Annotated in this window: 12 protein-coding genes; 6 read left to right on the top strand and 6 right to left on the bottom strand. The window is 54.0% G+C overall.

Annotated elements, in window-relative coordinates:
- Positions 1-196: 196 nt before the first annotated feature.
- The 5 genes from GC101_RS36830 (at position 197) to GC101_RS32365 (ending at position 7,943) form a co-directional block, all read left to right on the top strand.
- Positions 197-2,365, top strand: a complete 2,169-nt coding sequence (locus tag GC101_RS36830) for a right-handed parallel beta-helix repeat-containing protein (protein WP_171720657.1) — start codon at positions 197-199, stop codon at positions 2,363-2,365.
- A complete protein-coding gene (locus tag GC101_RS35890) occupies positions 2,343-4,667 on the top strand; it encodes a YyaL domain-containing protein (protein ID WP_216626836.1) in 2,325 nt (774 codons plus the stop codon). Before GC101_RS36830 ends, GC101_RS35890 begins: the two co-directional genes overlap by 23 nt.
- Before the next feature lie 121 nt (positions 4,668-4,788).
- Positions 4,789-7,221 carry a helix-turn-helix domain-containing protein gene (locus GC101_RS32375; RefSeq protein WP_171720656.1) on the top strand — a complete coding sequence of 811 codons (2,433 nt, stop codon included), beginning with the start codon at positions 4,789-4,791 and terminating at the stop codon, positions 7,219-7,221.
- Positions 7,222-7,348: 127 nt separating this feature from the next.
- On the top strand, positions 7,349-7,708 hold the full coding sequence (locus GC101_RS32370; protein ID WP_336102354.1) for a nuclear transport factor 2 family protein: 360 nt from the start codon (positions 7,349-7,351) through the stop codon (positions 7,706-7,708).
- Positions 7,709-7,745: 37 nt separating this feature from the next.
- Positions 7,746-7,943 (top strand): DUF4177 domain-containing protein, encoded by a 198-nt coding sequence (locus tag GC101_RS32365; RefSeq protein WP_171720654.1) that lies wholly within the window; start codon positions 7,746-7,748, stop codon positions 7,941-7,943.
- A 366-nt stretch (positions 7,944-8,309) separates the two neighbouring features.
- Here the strand turns inward: GC101_RS32365 and GC101_RS32360 are convergent, their stop codons facing one another.
- From GC101_RS32360 to GC101_RS32335, 6 genes are all read right to left on the bottom strand, one after another.
- Positions 8,310-9,095 (bottom strand): spermidine synthase, encoded by a 786-nt coding sequence (locus GC101_RS32360; RefSeq protein WP_171720653.1) that lies wholly within the window; start codon positions 9,093-9,095, stop codon positions 8,310-8,312.
- A complete protein-coding gene (locus GC101_RS32355; RefSeq protein WP_171720652.1) occupies positions 9,067-10,563 on the bottom strand; it encodes a response regulator in 1,497 nt (498 codons plus the stop codon). Before GC101_RS32355 ends, GC101_RS32360 begins: the two co-directional genes overlap by 29 nt.
- Before the next feature lie 51 nt (positions 10,564-10,614).
- Positions 10,615-12,426 (bottom strand): histidine kinase, encoded by a 1,812-nt coding sequence (locus GC101_RS32350; RefSeq protein ID WP_171720651.1) that lies wholly within the window; start codon positions 12,424-12,426, stop codon positions 10,615-10,617.
- A 25-nt stretch (positions 12,427-12,451) separates the two neighbouring features.
- Positions 12,452-13,285 carry a carbohydrate ABC transporter permease gene (locus GC101_RS32345; RefSeq protein ID WP_171720650.1) on the bottom strand — a complete coding sequence of 278 codons (834 nt, stop codon included), beginning with the start codon at positions 13,283-13,285 and terminating at the stop codon, positions 12,452-12,454.
- Between the two features lie 2 nt (positions 13,286-13,287).
- Positions 13,288-14,181 carry a carbohydrate ABC transporter permease gene (locus tag GC101_RS32340; RefSeq protein ID WP_042133723.1) on the bottom strand — a complete coding sequence of 298 codons (894 nt, stop codon included), beginning with the start codon at positions 14,179-14,181 and terminating at the stop codon, positions 13,288-13,290.
- A gap of 250 nt (positions 14,182-14,431) precedes the next feature.
- On the bottom strand, positions 14,432-15,784 hold the full coding sequence (locus GC101_RS32335) for an ABC transporter substrate-binding protein (protein WP_039310194.1): 1,353 nt from the start codon (positions 15,782-15,784) through the stop codon (positions 14,432-14,434).
- 292 nt (positions 15,785-16,076) lie between these two features.
- Between GC101_RS32335 and GC101_RS32330 the strand changes: the two genes are divergently transcribed.
- Positions 16,077-18,614, top strand: coding sequence for a beta-mannosidase (locus GC101_RS32330; protein WP_171720649.1), 2,538 nt, complete (start codon positions 16,077-16,079; stop codon positions 18,612-18,614).
- Positions 18,615-19,254 lie beyond the last annotated feature (640 nt).

Below are 19,254 nucleotides of genomic sequence, written 5' to 3'. Positions count from 1 at the left end.
AATGAACAGTAAATCTTATAAAGTACAGTATGAATGCGGGCAATTGCCATATTGAACAGTAGATTTTGTAATGTGATAGCCTGCATGCTGGAGACAGGAGCTGGTGGCGCAGAAAGCTGTGAAGAAGGTTGTGAAGAAGGCAGTAATCGGCGTGAATCAGGATGAGAAGGGATGAGGGGAAATGGGGGAAACAGGCGTGTCAGAAGAACGGGAAACGGATTGTGAACTGCAGCTTTATATCCACCCGGATATAGGGAATGATTCCGGCAGCGGAAGCCGGGAAGAACCGTACCGCACAATTCCCGCCGCGCAGAGTGCGGTGCGCGCTGCCCTAGCCGGAGGGCACACGGGGCAGATAACAGTCTTCCTCGGGGGCGGTATCTACGAGCTTGGCGAGCCGCTGCGCTTCGGGTGCGGGGATGCAGCGGGTACCCGATGCCGTGTACTCTACCGTAATGCTGAGGGAGAGAAGCCGGTACTCGCGGGAGGCGCCGTGCTCTCCGGCTGGGAACTGTGGCAAGACGGCATCTGGCGTACAACGCTGCCGCAGGGAACCCGGTTCCAGACGCTATATGCAGGCGGGGAACGGGTAGCGAAAGCCCGCCTCCCGGCGGCGGGTTATTACGAATCCGCCGCCTCGGTTGAGGGAAGAGAGCATGACGGAATCATTGCCCGGAAAGGGGATGTGCCGGAGCAGCTGGATACGGCGGGACTGCAGATGTTTGTGTGGCCGGGAGAAGGCGAGTGGAACTGGGCCTCCGAGACGATTCCGGTGCGGCGGATCGATCACTCTTCCGGCTGGATTGAGCTTGCGCGGCCCACCATCTGGGGAATAGGTGCAGGCTCACGCTTTTTCCTGCAGGGCTCGCTGTCGTTCCTGCGTGAACCCGGCCAATTTCATCTGGATGAGGCAGAGGCTATGCTGTATTACCGGCCTAAGCGCGGCACTCCGCTGGAGGAGCAGGTTATCGCCCCGTCTGTCCTGCGGCTGCTTGAAATTCAAGGGGAAGATGATTCCCGGCGGGTATCCGGTCTGGCCTTCCAGGGTCTGACCCTGGCCTGCACTGATTTCTATGAAGACTATAAGATGATGCGCAATGAACCGGGAATGGATAATGTTGAACCGGATGAACAACGTAACGGAGTGATCTATATCCGCAATGCGGAGGAGATTGAAATCTCGGATTGCCATATCCGTGAATCCGGCGCCTGCGGCATCTTCCTTGACCGCAGCGCCGAGCGGATTGTGCTGGACGGAAACATTATACAGACCGTTGGACACACGGCCATTTACGCCTCAGGTTATGCCCCGGGGGAAGGTTGCTTCCGTGAAGTGGAGGATGCCAATCAGAATAAAGGACACCGGATCACGAACAACCGGATTAGCCATGGCGGAGAGCTTGTCGGCCATGGAAGCGGAATTGTCCTGTATCAGTGCGGGGACTGCGAGGTCGCGCATAACCGCATCTCACATATGCCCCGCTACGGGATATCGCTCAAAGGACAACGTCATCAGCAGTTGCCGGAATCTCTATGGGGTGTAGCCGTGACGCGGGAGAACCACCATGATTTCCTCTTTACCCGGGCCAACCGGATCAGCTATAACGATATCTCGGAGGTGATGACCGGCAGCCAGGACGGGGGGCTGATCGAATCCTGGGGAATCGGCCGCCGGAATGTCATCCATGGCAACCGGCTGCATCACAGCGGTATCCATTTCTCCTTCGGCTTCGGCATTTATCTGGATGATGCCTCCGATGATGTGACTGTGTCGCATAACGTGCTTGACCATCTCTACAGCACCGGGGAGGGGAAGCTGTGGATGACGATTTTCTCCAAAGGCGTCGGCAATGTCATCCGCAACAATCTGATGGCGGATAATCCCCAGGCGGTCAACGCTATAGGCTCGCAGGAGATGGTAGGGGAAGCGAACCGGGATATTACGGTCGAAGGAAATATCATCTCTAATTCAGGTCATCTGTACTGCTTCGTCAACTGGAGTCCGAAGCGGTTCCGGGCTGCTGACCGCAACCTGTTCTGGCGCGGTGGAGTCGTTCCCCGGATCACCGGCGAGCTTCCGGCAGAGTCTGTCGGCCCCAATAGTGTATGGGGCGAAGAATACACATGGGAAGCCTGGCGTGCTGTACTGGACGGCAAATATGATGCCGGTACCGTCTTGGCCGATCCCGCTTTCGTTGATGGTCCGGCAGGGGACTACCGGCTGCTGCCTTCTTCGCCGGCTTATGCCTTAGGCTGGGAGGATATCGATTTCTCGCAGTTTGGCCCGCGTGACAGAGCTTCAGAAGCAGGGTTGGCGGAGAGAGAAGAGAGGGGGGCGGCAGATGCAGATGCAGAAGAAGCTTGAGCTGCTGCTTGAAGAAGCCGGAGCGAAGCTGGCTTTCGCTTCGCACACCTTCGAGGAGGCCGAGCCGCTTAAGGAATATCACACTGGCTGGGCGGCAGATGCAGGAAATGCAGGAGAAGCAGGAGAAGCAGGAGAAGCAGGAGAAGCAGGGCAGCCCCTTCTGCCTGCCGGAGAAGCAGCGGCTTGGGAGATTACGCTAACCTGCGCCGGGATAGGCGGCAGCAGTGATGGAGCCAGGCTTGAAGTGAACTGGCTCCACCGGGGACAGTCCAGGCAAACGGCAGCGGAGGTCCGCTTTGAATTTGCTGCCTGGGACCGCTCCAATTATGTGCTTGTTCCCGGCGCTGTATATAACGGCAACCGCTTCGATGTGCGCAGCTTCAGCTATCCGCCCTGCTGGAGCAAGCTGCCGGAGCGCGGCCCGGATACTCCGGCGCTGATTACAGACGTGCCGCGGCTGTCCGTAGGGCCCGGCCCTTCGGCATTCCACCTGCTGGCCGGGGACGCGGCTACACCGGCGGTGGGGGTATATGATCCGGTCCGCAGACAGGGAATCCTGATTCTAACCTGCCAACGGACCGGCTGCGGGGAGACCTCGATTCATGTGCAGGAAGCGGAGGACAGAGGCTCTGCTGTTATATCCTTCCGTGCTCCGGGCGTACGGCCGCGGATCAAATACGACATGTGTACCACCGGGGCCCCTTCCCCGGACAGAGGGGCGGACTTCGGGGAAGGCGATAAGCTCAGTCTGAGCTTTGAGGTATACAGCTTCCCGTGCGGCAGTGTGGACGGGTTGTTCGCCAGATTCGCCGGGGTGCGCAAGTCGCTGGCAGGAAATCCGGTGCTGTCCTCCAGCCTGCCGTTCTCGGCGGCATGGGCCATTCAGGAGCAGAAATATAACGAACTGAATTGGAAGGAGCCGTACGGCTATTACGCCGTAGGCACCGTGGATATGAAGCATCAGGACTGGCAGCTGGGCTGGGTCGGCGGCGGCATGTCCAGCTATGCGCTGCTGCTTGCGGGTGGCGAAGAATCGGTCCGCAGAGCCCGCCGGACCCTTGATTTCATCTTCAGCGGACAGACGGAGGCCGGATTCTTCCCCGGTGTATTCTATAACGGCCGCTACTACGGCGATGAGTTCAATGAAGATCCGCAGCGCGATCATCCGGAGCAATGGCATATTGTGCGCAAGAGTGCGGATGCGTTGTACTTTCTGGGGAAGCAGCTCATGGCAATGAACATGCTGCACCCGAATGAACCTCTGCCGGAGCGCTGGCTTGAGGGCACGCGGCGGCTTGCCGATGGCTTCCTCCGCTTATGGGGCCGGTATGGCCAGTTCGGCCAATGGATACAGGCCGAAACCGGAGAGCTGCTGGTCGGCGGCTCTGCCGGAGGTGCGATGGCGGTTGCCGGACTGGCGCTGTTCGGCCAACACCTGAAAGAAGAGGTGTATCTGGCAGCGGCGCGGGCAGCCGGGGATTATTATTACCGCCAGTATACCCGGGAGGGTGTAACCACGGGCGGGCCCGGAGAGATTCTGCAGTGTCCGGACAGCGAGTCGGCCTTCGCCCTGCTGGAAGCGTTCATCGTCCTCCACGAAACGACAGGGGAGGAGAAGTGGCTGCAGCGGGCAGAGGAAGCGGCCCGGCAGGCAATCTCGTGGTGTGTGTCGTATAATTTTGTTTTTCCGCAAGAATCGACCTTCGGGCGGCTGGGGATTGAAACGGCAGGCTCGGTCATTGCCAATGTGCAGAATAAGCACAGCGCTCCGGGCATCTGCACCCTGTCTGGCGATTCGCTGCTGAAGCTGTTCCGGGCCACCGGCAACCCGCTGTATATGGAGCAGCTCAGGGATACTGCGCATCAGCTTCCGCAATATCTCTCCCGCCAGGACAGACCTGTCATGGGCTGGGACGGGAAGGAGCTGCTGCCCGGTTATATGAGCGAAAGGGTGAATATGAGCGACTGGGAGGGCACGGAGCTGATCGGGGAAGTGCTGCCGCTCTCCTGCTGGTGTGAGGTCTCGAATATGCTGACCTATGCCGAGGTTCCGGGAATTTATGTGCAGCCCGACACAGGGCTGCTGTGGGTATTCGATCATGTGGAATGCTCGCTGCAGGAGGAGAACGGGAAGCAGGTCCTTACCGTTGCCAACAACACAGCTTATCCGGCTGAGGTGTCCATATTCGCCGAGCTGTCTACCGCAGCGGCAGTCGCGCTGGGGCAATGTACAGCTGCGGATTGGCCGCGCATCAGCGTAGAACCCGGCGCTGTGCGCAGGGTTCCGCTGGCTTTTCACTGAAACCAAATCGCAGTCTGAGATCGGAGAGCAATTCGCACATTGTACAGTAGATTGCCCCATCCGCTATATGTCATGCTGGTTACAGGCGGCATAATGCATCTTAGTAGAGGGGGGACTGCCGATGTGGCAAGCTTACAGGTCCAAGAAGTACCTGCTGCGCATTATAGGCTCTGTAACACTGCTGATGGTGGCTGTGCTCGCCGGTTCTTCGCTGCTCCTGCAGTATAATGCGGAACGCAGCGCAATTCGGATGCAGCAGGAGGTCAGCCGCAAGGCTATGAAGCAGATTCAAATCAACCTGTCCTATATGTCAGGAGTAATGAATAATCTGGCTGTCTCCCTGTACATGGACCCTAATATTGTACCGCTGCTGAATTTGCGTGATCCTGACGAAATGCTGGTGATCCGTTCGATGAATTCGCTGAAGCAGGCCTACCTCTCCTCTTCGTTCCTGCATTCGATCCTTGTCTATAACGGTTATGACGACCGGACCTATACCGTAGGGGAGCTCAGTCTGAACAAACCGGATGCCCCGATGAGCGGGGAGATTGCCCTGCTGGTGAAGAATAAGCAGAAGCTTCCCCGGATGAAGCTGATTCCGATGAATTTCAGCGGAGCAGACCAGCCCGTTGATTTCTTTTCGCTGGTGATGTATCAGAATTTCACGGACACCGGCACCAGTAAGGAGAGTGCACTTGTCGTCAATATCAAGCCCGAATGGCTCTATGAGAATCTGCGCTCGTTCAATGACTTCGCTATCCCTGAGCAATCGGGCGTCTATCTGCTGGATGAGGCAGGCAAGCTGCTGCTCTCAGGTAACCCGGAGTTGCTGCCTAGTCAGGGGGAGCTGATCCGGGCGCTGGGCGGGCATACGCCGGGGGATGCCGAAGCATTCGGCACCTTGTCCGGCAGGTTCGGCGGCAGCACCAGACTGCTGGTCAACTATCTGAATATGCAGGGGACGAACTGGAAGGTCGTCAGTGTGCAGCCGTATGAAATTATCCTTCAGCCTATACGGGAGCTGCGCGGCACCTTTCTGTCCGTCATTATTGCCGTTCTGCTGCTGGCTGTGGTTCTGGCTACCCTTGTAGCGCACAAGCTCTATAAGCCTATTGGACGTCTGATAGGCCAGCTGGGGATGCAGCCGGGAGGGAAAGCGGCGGCTGGTAAGGCCACGGGGCAGAATATGGAGAAGGGTACGGAGAAGGGGAAGGAGAAAGATAAAGAAAAAGATAAAGAAAAAGATAAAGAAAAAGATAAGGATGAATTATCGGCAGTGGCCAGCCTGTTCAGTACGATGGCCCAGCAGCTGCGAAGCGTCTCAGACGAGCAGGGCAAACAGCGGCATATTATTACAAGCTATTACCTCCGAACCCTTCTCTCCGGTGGCAAGGCGTTGTCCGCGAAGGAATTCGAGGATAATATCAGGCAGAACGGCCTGCAAATCAACCGCAGCGGCCCTTACAGGGTAGTCCTGATTCAGGTGGACGGATATTCCGGGTTCATCAGCAGGACCAGCCATAATGAACGCAGCCTGTATTATTTTGCTATCCGCAATATTGCAGAGGAGATCCTGCGTCCGGGACATTATCTCTGCGAGCTGGCAGATATGCGCAGCAGTCATCTGGCCCTGCTGATCAGCCGGGCAGAAGGCAGCAATAGTGAAACCGAAGATGAGGAAGCGCTGCATGAGCTATTCCGTAACATCCAGCAGGTGGTCAGCAGCTATTACCAGCTGTCACTGACCCTGACGGCCAGTGAATCCTGCGGCAGCCATGAACAGATTCCGGACCGTTATGCGGCGGCTGTTCAATATTCGATGTATAAGCTGGTATACGGCCGGCAAAGCATCATTACGAAGGAGCGAGTGGACGGCAATCTCCGGCAGCAGGAGTATAGCTTCCCGGCGGAGCTGGAGAAGAGGCTGGGTGAGAGTATCCGTACCGGTCATCTGCCTGCCATGGAGCAGGCCATCGGGCATATGCTGGCTCCGCTGGGGCATTGCCATTATGATGCCATTGTTCACAGCCTGCTGCATATCACGGGCATTATCAAAACCTCCGTTAAGGAGATTAACCATAACCGTGTTATTCCGCTGAATGTGGAGCTGAGCACGCTCAGCCGTCAGGTGCTGGAGCAGGAGACGCTGCAGGAGACCGCTGAATTATTCCGCAGGGTATGCCGGGATATTCATGATCAGCTGGACCAGACGGGCAGCGGTAAGAATGCGGCTCTGATGGACGCGATTAAGGAAATCATCGAGATGAATTATAAAGAGCCGAACCTCAGTCTGCAGGGGATTGCCTCGATGCTGCATATGACTCCTGCCTACGTCGGCAGAATGTTCAAGCAGAGCGAAGAGGTATCGGTGAGCGAGTATCTGAACGATATCCGCCTTCAGCATGCCCAGACTTATCTGGAGACGAAGAATATCAGCATCAAGCAGATTATGGAGCTCGTCGGATACGTCAATGAGAGTACCTTTTTCAAATTGTTCAAAAAAGCCTTCGGCGTTACCCCCAAGGAATACCGCCTGAAGCGGTCGCTGGAATAGGCTGCATTCCCTTGCGGAATCCCGGTTAGCGCTGCGTCTCCTGCAGAATGGACCGGGATTTTTGCTGTCTGGAGAGGATATTCCAATGCCCATCCAGAATAGTAAATGTAAAAAGGAGGGAATTGATGTGACAGCTAAAGAATTGCTGGCAGACCATATATGCGATCTCGAGGAGCAGCTGCTGAGCAATGAAGTGCGTACGAATCCTGAAGCGGTGGCGCTGCTGATCGCAGATGATTACACTGAATTCGGAAGTTCAGGCAGGGTATGGCGGAAGCAGGATCAGGTTGGCGAAGGGGGAGCAGGTGAGGTACGGATGACCTTGAGTAACTTCGAACTCCATACGTTGTCTGAGGAGGCTGTCCTTGCGACCTACCGGACCTTCAATGAAGATTCCGGCATTCACTGCCTGCGCAGCTCGGTCTGGAGGTTGCTCGAGGGACGCTGGCAGATGTTTTTTCATCAGGGGACGCCGGTGAAGGATTAACATGCTTAAGTAGAAAATTACAACAGGAGGAAGATCAATGTTTGAATACAAATTTGTACAAATTAAAAAGAAGAATACTGGATTTCTCCAATTGCCAACGGAGAATTATCAGGAGATTATACATACGCATGCAGCGGAGGGCTGGCGGTTCGTTCAGTTTGTTATCATGCCCAGCGCCCAGGCTGTGGGGTTTCCGGAATATTATGAGCTGATTTTTGAAAAGAAAACGGAGTAGGCCTATTCAGCGGCTGGTCGAGTGGTGCGCAGCGGAGCTGAGCGGACTCAAGGTGGAGTTCGGCCACAAGCGTATCTGTTCAATGGGCGGACATTTCTCCCCCGGCAGCGCCTGCCTGCGCGTACCGAACGCGGAGTGCCTAGTATTTAGTTGTATTTCCTGCAGTTAAAAGACGGCGAAAACCCGGATTTGCCGGGTTAACTGTATTCTGTACAATTAAAAAGAGGGGGAAGCCCCCTTTTGCGGAATATGAGAGTTTTTAATTGTAGAAAATACAACTAAAACCTTCGCAGCGCAATAATCGCTCGTTTTAGTTGTACAAAATACAGTTAAAGCTAGGGCGGCGCAACTCCGGTCATAGGCCAACTACCGGGGGTCCCGGATCACATGCCCAAGCTCCGGCGTAATTTCGCTGAATCCGGCCATGTGGCGGGACTGATAGGTGACCGGACGGCTGCTGCCAACCATTATAATGTTGCTGAGATCCGCAGTGCCTTCTGCCGGGAGGGCAAAAGTGCGGGTATGGGGATACACCTCGCTAAGCGTCGTATGAATGGCGCCGATCAGCCGGTCATTATCGCTGCGGCCCATCAGGTTCATGATAATCGCGCCGTGTCCGTGCAGCTTATCCCGGGTAAGCCCGAAGAACTCCAGCGAGGTGAAATGCGCCGGCGTTCCGGCAGCGGTGAAGGCATCCAGCAGAATGTAATCATAGCTCCGGTCTGCTTCATTCTCCAGCAGGCTGCGGCCGTCACCGATCAGGACATTGTCCTGATTGTAACCAAAGCGGGTTCGGCTGTATTCCACAACCTGCTCATTGACCTCAGCGACCTTAAAGCGCTTCTCCGCAAAATACCCGGCAATCGTTCCAATCCCGTGCCCGATCAGGAACACATCCTCGAAATAAGGATCGCCCGCCTCCATCAGATGGATCATCGCCCGCGGATATTCAAAGACGACCCGGCGGGGATGCTCCAGATCCAGCGCGCCTTGAATCGCTTCACCCGAGAACTGCAGCACACGGAACCGTCCGGTCTCGCCATACAGCTCGGTTGTATCATATACCTCGATTTCCTGAGAGTCATGTGTAGTTCGGGACAGCGGATGCAAGTGATCAGACTCCTTACACAGATGAGATTCGTTTATATTCATTCGGCGTGACGCCGACAACTTTTTTGAACAGTTTATTGAAATAGGCGGGGTCGGGATAGCCGACTTCGGTGCCGATTTCATGGATTTTGAGATCCGGGGCATTCTTCAGCAGCTGCTTGGCCTTGCGGATGCGGATTTCAATTATATAATCAGTCAGCGTAAGGCCGGTCTCCTGCTTGAACAGCTTGCTCAAATAACTTGGCGTAAGATACACCATCCCCGCAAGGGTGTTCAGATCTGCGTGCTGGTTATAGTTGGCTGAGATCCAGCGCTTGATGGTCTCGACGGCGGTACCGGACAACTCCAGCCGGTGGGCACGGATACTGCTTAGAGCAGACGACAAGGAGGAAGCGAACAGCTTTTCCATATCTGCAAAAGCCAAACAGCTCTCCAGCTGTTCCTCCAGCGCCATAGTTAATCCGTTACGGTAGACCGCTTCGAATTCCTGCACTTCCTTACGGGCAAGCTCTTCCATCTCCCGGCACATGCGGAGAATCTGCTCGGGATAAGCACACTGCGATGCAAGCTCCGAGAATAGCTTATGAATTCCTGCAAGTACACCCTCGACATTGAGGATCTGTAAATCATGGACCAGCGGTTCACGATAAGGCGCAAAAAGCTCAGACCCTGCCTTATCCGGCAGGATGAGCTCTTCAATAGTAACATAATGCAGCGGCCGGGATTGGTATATTCCGCAGTCACAGGCATGTTTGGCTTCCAGATAAGCCGTTCTGAGCCTGGCTGCATCCGCGTAGGAGCGGCTTATGCCCACATGCAGAGTATGCCCTGCACTGGCAGCCTGCAGATATCTGCGGATCTCGCTTAATTCAGCAGATTCCAGCGGCTGCGCAGAATACCAGATCCAGACCTGCAGTCCCTGGCGGAGTTCCAGCACATCGAATCCGTTATCCTTCTCTTGCCGCAGACTGTCTGTACAGGAGCAGACGGTTTCAGGCGAGTCTCCTTTGAGGACAAACACCGAGAAATAAGGCTGGGGCAAAATAAGGCCGCCGATCAGCACAGCGGAGGGCTCTTCAATATGCAGCATGGAGAGCAGCATCCCGGAGCGGTGCCGTTCTTCCTTCTCACGCAGCAGCGTGCGTTCCTTATCCAGGCTGTAGAGCACGTCGAACAGCTGCTCTTTATTGATCGGCTTCAGCAGATAATCTACCGCCGAGCTGCGGATGGCTTCCCGGGCATAATCAAATTCAACGAATCCGCTCATCAGCAGGGAACGGATATGGGGATGACTGGCTTTGAGCAGACGGATCAGCTCAAGGCCGCCAATCTGCGGCATGCGGATATCGGTAATCAGGACATCGAACTGGAGGGCAGGCAGCTCATCCAGCAGCTGTTTGCCGTCAGGATAAGTGCGGATGACGGCGAAATCGCTGCTCTCCTTGCTGATCATCCGGGCCAGACCTTCGCGGATCAGGACTTCATCATCTACGATCACAATACGCAGCAATCCGGATATCCCCTTTCAAAAGACATAATGTGCAGGTTGCCCTGTTTCCGGTTAATCTTCAATACGGTGGGAGAGATTCTCGATTCTTAGAATGACACGGGTGCCTTGGCCGGATTCGCTCTCTACACGCAGTCCATACGGGCTGCCGTAGTCCAGGCGGAGCCGTTCGTTCACATTGCGCAGGCCGATACCGAATTTCTCGCCGTCAGCTCCCCCCGTCAGGGTATGGTTCAGCGCGCGCAGCGTATCTTCATCCATGCCGACACCATCATCCTCCACGCAAAATACAGCTTTGCTCCCCTCTGCCCAGCCGGTGATGCTGATGGTGCCCGGGCCTTCCTTGGGCTCCAGGCCATGAAAGACGGCGTTCTCGACGATCGGCTGGAAGACCAGCTTAATGACCGGGAAGCTCAGCAGAGCATCCGGCACGTCAATCTTCAAGCTGAATTTGTCCGGGAAACGGATTTGCAGCATATCCAGATAATTACGGGTATGATCAAGCTCCTGCCCGATGGTCACCATCTCCTCGCTGCGGACAATCCCGTAACGCATCTGCATCCCCAGCAGGTACGTCAGCTTCGCGACCCGGGGATCATCACTGCCTTCAGCCAGCATGCGGATGGATTCAAGCGTGTTGTAGATGAAATGCGGATTGATCTGGTTCTGCAAGGCCCGCATATCGGCTTTTTGCTTGCGTTTCTCCGTCAGCTTCACTTCCTGCAGCAGGTCCTTCACGCGGATGATCATCCGGTTGAAGTGGCTGCCCAGCATTCCGATCTCATCATTGTACCGGGGATGCAGCCATACCTCCAGATTGCCATGCTGCACCTGCTTCATCAGGCGGACCATGGATTTCAGCGGCTTCGTCAGGGCATGGGAGATGAAGGTGGCTACGATCAGGGCGAAGGCGATTATCGCCAGCGTGGTCAGCACCTGCGCGTTACGGGTTTTCTCCACTGGTGACAGTATCCGCTCCAGCGGGATAGAAACCATTGTAGTCCAGCCGGTCTTGGCTGATACGGTATATACCGCGAGAAATTCCTTGCCGTCCAGAGTGATCTGGAAATGGCCATCGTGTCCGTTCACCTGCTGCAGGAACTTGTCCGTATGCTTCTCCAGCATGCCGGAGCCACCGCCTGAATCATCCGGGCTGGCGTACATCATTTCCCCCTTGTCATCAACAATCAGGGTACTCCCCTGGGTGACTGCATTGACCGGGTCCACGATGCCCTTGAACAGGCTGATATTGATATCGAACACAATAATGCCGATCTTCTGTAGCGAGCTGACCGAACTGACGGTACGCAGAATGCTGAATACCTCCCGGTGATCCCCCGCATTTACACGGATCATATGCCTGCCCTGAACTATGGAAGCTACGCCGGACTCGGTGAGACTCTGCCACTGTGCCAGACGTTCTTCCGGGAACAGCTCGCTGATGCCCGAGCTTTTGTCATAATAGACGGAGCCGTATTTATCCACCAGGTATACGGCAACAATCTCTTCTTTCGTATGGTTCAAATAGCTAAGGAACATGGACATGCCCGTATTTTTTTCCCAATCGGTCTGCTCCTGCTCCAGATAGAACTGGACATCGGTATTGTAGAGCGGGAGCGCAGTGTACCTCTTCAGGTCGGCTACATAACGGTCGATGGTATCCGAGGCGCTGTCTGCCATCTGTCCGGCGCTTGCTGTTGCATTAACCAGGACGGAATTGAAGGTGGAACGGGACGAGAGATAACTGACATAAGTGATCGGCATGGATATCAGAAAAATAAACACGACAATCAGTTTGCGCTCCATAGGCAGATTGGCCAGGAACAGCCAAAGGGTACGCGGAAATCTCCGGATATAGGATACCACTGTGTTGTTCCTTTCCGTACATCCCCTATTTCACCGCGCCGTTCGTTACGCCTTCAAAGATATAACGCTGCAGGAAGAAGTAAAGGATGACTGTCGGCAGCAGGATCAGCAGGATCGCCGCACAGATCAGGTTCCACTCGCCTGAATTGACCCCCTGGAAACGCATGAGGATCGTCGTTACAACACCCAGGCTCTGCTTGGGCATATAGAGGTAAGGGATGTACATGTCATTGTAAATGCTGATCGTCTTCAGGATGACCAGGGTGGCCGTCGCCGGTGTAAGCAGCGGGAAGATGATCGAGCGGTAGATTTTGAACAGGGAAGCGCCTTCAACCATGGCATTCTCGTCGAGATCAAACGGAATATTGCGGATGAACTGTAAATAGAGAATGATCTGGATCACATCGGCCCCGATATAGAGCACAATAGGAGCGCCGAGCGTGTTGTAGAGCCCCATATTTTTGATGATGCCGAAGGTTGCCACCTGGGTGGTGATGCTCGGAATGATGGTGGCCACGAGATATGCACCGAACACAACCGGCTTCAGCTTAAAAGAGAAGCGGCCTAGTACATATGCCACCATTGTGCCAAACAGAATGTTCAGGGTCAATGTAATTATAATAATGACGAGTACATTGCCGAAGCCGCTGAGCAGCCCGCCGCGCTGGAAGACAGCAACGAAGTTGTCAAAATTCAGGAAGCTGTGCGGCAGAGCCATAGAGCTGCTGCTGTTGAACTCATCCGTGGATTTGAACGCATTGACGATCACGACATACGGCGGGAACAGCACTACGAATACGCCGATGAGCAGCGTGAAATATTTGAACAGGTCTTTGAAGCGCAATTTGGAATGTTCCATGGCTACTTATCTCCTCCCCGGCTAAGAACCAGCTGTTGAATCAGCAGTACGATGACTACAAAGAAGAGCAGGATAACGCTCATGGCCGAGGCCAGGCCGTAATTGTTGAAGGCAAATGCCGTATCCACCACGCGCTGGACATACGTCTGGCTGGCGCCCGCTGGGCCGCCTTTGGTGAGTACGAACGGAAGGTCGAAGACTTCGAGTGCGCCGGTCACGGTCAGGAACAAATTGAGCTGAATGACGGCCTTCATATTCGGCAGCGTAATTCTCCAGAGGGTCTGCATTGAGTTTGCACCGTCAATCTTCGCAGCTTCATAAATATCACGCGGAATGGCCTGCAGGGAAGCAATATAAATGACCATATTGTAGCCCATGAACCGCCAGAAGCCGGTGGAAGCGAGCGCGTAGTTCACCAGTCCTTCGGTGCCGAGCCAGCTGGTCTGTCCAAGACCGGTCAGGCCGATGCTGTTCAGGAACAGATTCAGTGAACCGTTGGTAGTGTCGAAGACATAACCGAACATGAAGGCAACGGCGACACCATTCATAATGTAAGGCAGGAAGAGCATGATGCGAAAAGCATTCCGGCCCCGCAGCTTGCTGTTCAGCACAACGGCGAAGTAGATCGCCACTATATTCTGAACGAGACCCATGACGAAGTAAGCGAAGTTATGGGTGAATACTTTGAAAATATCGGGAGTGTTAAACACCTCGCGGTAATTATCGAGGCCGACCCAAGGCTTCTCGGGGCTGTAGCCGTCCCAGTTGGTGAAGCTGTAATAGACCAGCTTCAGCGCCGGATAATAAGTGAACGTGGCGAGGAGGATCAGCGGGATCAGCAGAAAGGAGACTATGATAATAGTTTTCTGTTTGTTATAAGACAGTGTTCCGAACATCGCATACCCTTCTTTCGTGAAAGCTTAAGTGGGATTGACGACAAAAGGGATTATCCATGAAGGCGATAATCCCTTTTGCGCCGGAAGTTTAGTGCATCTGGCTGCTTAGTGCAGCAGGGTGAATCATTTTATACCTTGAAGCTAAAGCTCCACTTCGTGGGGCTGTTTTAAAAGAATTTATATGTTTCGGGGTCCCCGCAAAGTACCTGAGTCATCACCCGAAGCCAATCTCCACTTTGTGGGGTTATTTTTAATAGCCGAGGTCTTTCTTGGCTTTGGCCCAGGCTTTATTCCATTTGTCGAAGACGGTTTGCGGATCTTTGGCAAGCACGAACTCTTGGACCATAGCAGGCAGGTCGAGCTGTGCTTTGTTGGTGATTTCGGTAACCTTGGCGTCATCTACGGTACCTTCCTGCAGGACTACACCCGTCGACTGGAATTCCTTAAGCTGAGTCAGCTTGGATTCTTTGCCTTTGAGCGGGGAGATGAAGCCGGCGAAGTCCTCGTATCCGGATTCTTCGATCATCCATTTCACGAAGGCCTTGGCAGCATCGACATTCTTGCTGTTCTTAGCCACGGCATAGAAGAAGTCCGGGCTGAGCGGAGCCGTCAAAGTGCCCGAGTTGTCATAAGGAAGCGGGAAGAAGCCTACGTTATCGGAAGTGGTACCCGCACCGATCACCTGATTGATGACCCAGTTACCCAGGAAGTACATGGCGAATTTACCCGATGCGATGTCTTTCTTGGATTGCTCCCAGTTGGTGGAGTTGATGTCTTTTTCCAGGTAGCCTTTTTCATTCAGCTCTCTGAGCAGACCAAGCGCTTTGCCGTATCCGTTGTCCATGGTGAACGGGGCATCCTGTGTCAGCTTCTCATTCGGGAAGTCAGGGTTGCCGGCAATCACGCGGGGAACAGCATATACCCAGTCATTAAGCGGCCATTTGTCTTTGAAGTTGGAAGCGAGCGGAACGACACCTTTGGCTTTGAGTTTCTCGCAGGCCGCGAGGAATTCATCCCATGTCTTCGGAACTTCGGTGATTCCGGCATCGGCGAAGGCTTTTTTGTTATAAACAATCCCCGAAGTGGAGTTACCGGTAGTGATCCCGTACAGCTGGCCGTCAAAGGATTTGAAATCTTTGAAGGTAAGCTGGTCGTTCAGGCCGAGATCATCAAGTGAGGCGAAATATTTAGGCAGATCGGAGTTCGGAATGTTAGGGACGAACATGACGTCCGGCAGCTCGCCGCTGGCCATTCTGACTTTTGCCTGCTGGTTGTAGTCGGTCTGGGAAGCTTCGAATTCTACCTTGATGTTCGGATATTTCTCATTAAAGCGCTTAACATATTCGTCATACTCTTTGCCGATCATGTCGGTTCTGTTGGTCAGGAAAATGATTTTGCCGCTGATGTCAGCGCCGCCTGCCGCTGCAGGTTCAGTAGCAGGTGCAGCTGTTGCCTCTCCGGCGGCAGTCTCAGGAGCGGTGGTTGCTGCCGGCTCATCTGTAGCCGTCGCTGCGTTGTTATTGTTGTTAGAACCGCAGCCTGTCAGGGATAAAGAGAAGATCATGATGATAACAAAACATAACGAAAATAACTTATTTCTCATTGTGTAGTCCCCTTTTCGTTTATTGATAGCGTTTACATGATTATTATAGCGCTAAAGTATCCAATGAGAAATGTATTCATTTATTATTTATTGTCTTTATTTGTTCTGTTTATAAGATTATAATTAAGTTATTGCTAACAATAAAATAACAAAATACAATGAGGGTAATTAAAACGTAGGCTATTCAACTTAAAGCTTATGCTATTAAAACTTAAAGCGTATACTTCCGATGCGGGTTCTGTACGAAGCAATCTCAGGGAAGTGTACGCTCACAAAACTTTTAGGAGGACTTATGAAACAACTGCACATCAACCTGACGAACTGGGAATTTAGAGCCTGTGGAGATGAAGCCTGGCTTCCGGCGGCCGTACCGGGAACGGTACATACGGATCTGCTCCGGAATGGAGTTATAGATCAGCCCTTTTATGGAACCAATGAACATGACCTGCAATGGATCGACAAGAAGAACTGGGAATATAGAACTGTACTTACATTAGAAGAGAAATGGCAGACACTGGCGGTTACGGAGCTGGTATTCGCCGGACTGGACACGTATGCAGATGTATATGTGAACAATGTGCATGCCCTGTCCGCAAATAATATGTTCCGCTCCTGGACCGTGAATGTGAAGGGCCTTCTGCAGGCTGGGGAGAATGAGATCCGCATCGTATTCCGCTCGGTGGTGACCGAGGATCTGCCGAAGCTGGCACAGCTGGGCTATGATCTGCCTGCACCGAATGACCAGTCCGAGCTCGGCGGGCTTCAGGAGCAGCGGATCAGTGTGTTTGCCCGCAAAGCGCCGTACCACTATGGATGGGACTGGGGCCCGAGATTCCTGACCAGCGGCATCTGGCGTGAAGCTGTGCTGGAGGGCCGGGACATTGCGGTCATTAAGGATCTGTACATCCGCCAGAATGCTGTGAATGCACAGGAAGCGCGGCTGACGGCTGTAGTGGAAGTGGATGCTCCGGAAGCGTGGAGCGGTATGCTGCGTGTAACTGCAGAGGGGCAGGAATGGATGAAGGCAGCTTCGCTGGTACCGGGCAATCAGGTGGTAGAACTGGAGCTGGTCATCGATACGCCGCGCCTGTGGTGGTGTAACGGGTTGGGTCTACCTGAGCTGTACAATTTCCGTGCAGAGCTGCTGGAGGGAGAAGAAGCTGTGGCCGTGTCGGAGGTTACGACCGGACTGCGGGAAATTAAGCTGGTCCGTAAGCCCGATGAGCGCGGGGCTTCGTTCCATTTTGAGCTGAATGGTGTGCCGGTCTTCGCTAAAGGATCGAATCATATTCCCAATGATAGCTTCATAACTGAGGTTACGGAGGAACGTTACCGCCATGAGATTGCTACAGCGGTGGAATCCAATATGAATATGCTGCGTGTGTGGGGCGGCGGATTCTATGAAGAGGAAGTTTTCTACCGGCTGTGTGATGAGTACGGCCTGCTGGTCTGGCAGGACTTCATGTTCGCATGCAGCATGTACCCGGGGGACGAGCCGTTCCTGAACAATATCCGTGAGGAAGCGGTATATAATGTCCGCAGATTGCGGAATCATCCTTCTATTGCTGTATGGTGCGGGAACAATGAGATTGATTCGGCCTGGTCGCAATTCGAGGAGAATATGGGCTGGGGCTGGAAGGAGAAGCTGAGTGCTGATATCCGTGAGACCTTATGGGCCGCGTATGAAGAAATCTTCCACAAGATTCTGCCTGAGGCTGTTGCCGCGAATCATCCGGGTGTGGATTATTGGCCTTCCTCACCGCTGCGTGAGCTTACCCGCGGTCAGGATCAGCATGCTACGCGGATTATGGGCGAAGGCGATATTCACTACTGGGGAGTATGGCACGGAATCGAGCCATTTGAGAACTATAACCTTAAGGTTGGCCGCTTCATGAGTGAATATGGCTTCCAGTCCTTCCCGGAGCTGAAGTCGGTGCTCAGCTATGCAGAAGAAGCGGATATGGAGCTGGAGTCCAAGGTGATGCTGGCCCATCAGAAGAACGGACGGGGTAATCAGCTGATCAAGGAATACATGGATATGTACCTGCCGCAGCCTAAAGATTTCAGAGGCTTCCTGTACATGAGCCAGGTGCTTCAGGCCGAAGCGATCCGCATCGCGATTGAGAGCCACCGCCGGAACAAGCCTTATTGCATGGGCACGCTGTACTGGCAGATGAATGACTGCTGGCCGGTAGCTTCCTGGGCGGGTATGGATTATTACGGACGCTGGAAGGCGCTGCAATATACCGTGCGCAAGTCCTTCAAGGATGTGCTGCTGTCCATTGACGGTACGGACGGGGATACGCTCAAGGTTCACGCTGTCTCCGACCGGCGTCAGGCGCTGGACGGCGAGCTGGTGATTCGGCTTCATGACTTCAGCGGCGCGCTGCTGCGGGAATGGTCGCAGCCGGTAACGCTGGCAGCGGATTCGGCAGAGGTGGTATTCACGCTGCCGGTTGCTGAGCTGCTGGAAGGCCGCGAGCCGGCACAAGTGCTGCTGGTGGCTTCCCTGCTGGAAGGCGGACAGGTGCTGGAGCACAAGGAGCATTACTTCGCGGCAGCCAAGGATATTCCGCTGAGCAAGCCGGTAATTACAGTGACGGAAGTGCCGGGCAGCGCCGGGAAGAGCTTCACGCTCAGCAGCGATGTGTTGGCTAGAGGTGTGCATCTGACCGTAGAAGAAGAGGGCATCTTCTCCGACAACTTCTTCGATCTGCTTCCGGGCGAGCCGAAGACGATAGAGTTTGCGCTCAGCGGAAGCGGTGAGGCGGACTTCACGCCGGCGGCTCCAACGGGCCTGGTGGTCCGCTCGATGGCGGATTATATCTAAATATAAAGCGGGTGCTACGCAATCCTTCACGCTGAATCGGATTGCGTCCCTTGATGGACGAGATGGCCGTTTCTACTTGAGGGAAGCAGGCAGGCTTGCGGACTGACAAGACCTTATTGTTTGAAATAAAGCATAATTTCGACTCTTGCGGACTCAGAAGACCTTAATTCCCGCTCAGAAGGCCATTTGGATGATGAAGCGGTGCAATAGGGGCTTCTGAGTCCGCGTGGAAGGGAAAAGTGGCATTTTCGGCGAAATAACGGCTCTCCAGTCCGCTTGGACTTGTCTCGTAGAAGCAGACGGGGCTTGGTGAAGAACAAAGAATGCTGGAGAACGTGGAAGTGGAAGCAGCGGAAGTAGCAGAAGCAGCGGAAGTAAGAGTAGCAGAAGTAGCAGAAGTAAGAGTAGCAGAAGTAGATGACCGCCGAAGACCGTTAAGGCCACAGGAACTTCGGGTTACCGTTAGGTGACTGGGCGGAGTTCGGCTTATCGTTGGGTGACAAGGCGGAGGTTCGCGCGTGTTGTAGGCTGAAGCAAATAGTAAGTAGCAGATATTAGATATTAGATATTAGATATTAGATATTAGATATTAGATATTAGATATTAGATATTAGATAGTAAGCTGCAGGTTGTAGCTGTA

The organism is Paenibacillus phytohabitans (genome assembly GCF_013141775.1).
GTDB lineage: Bacteria > Bacillota > Bacilli > Paenibacillales > Paenibacillaceae > Paenibacillus_AQ > Paenibacillus_AQ phytohabitans.
Note: the sequence above shows the minus strand (reverse complement) of the source record. Positions and strands in the feature narration are given on the sequence as shown.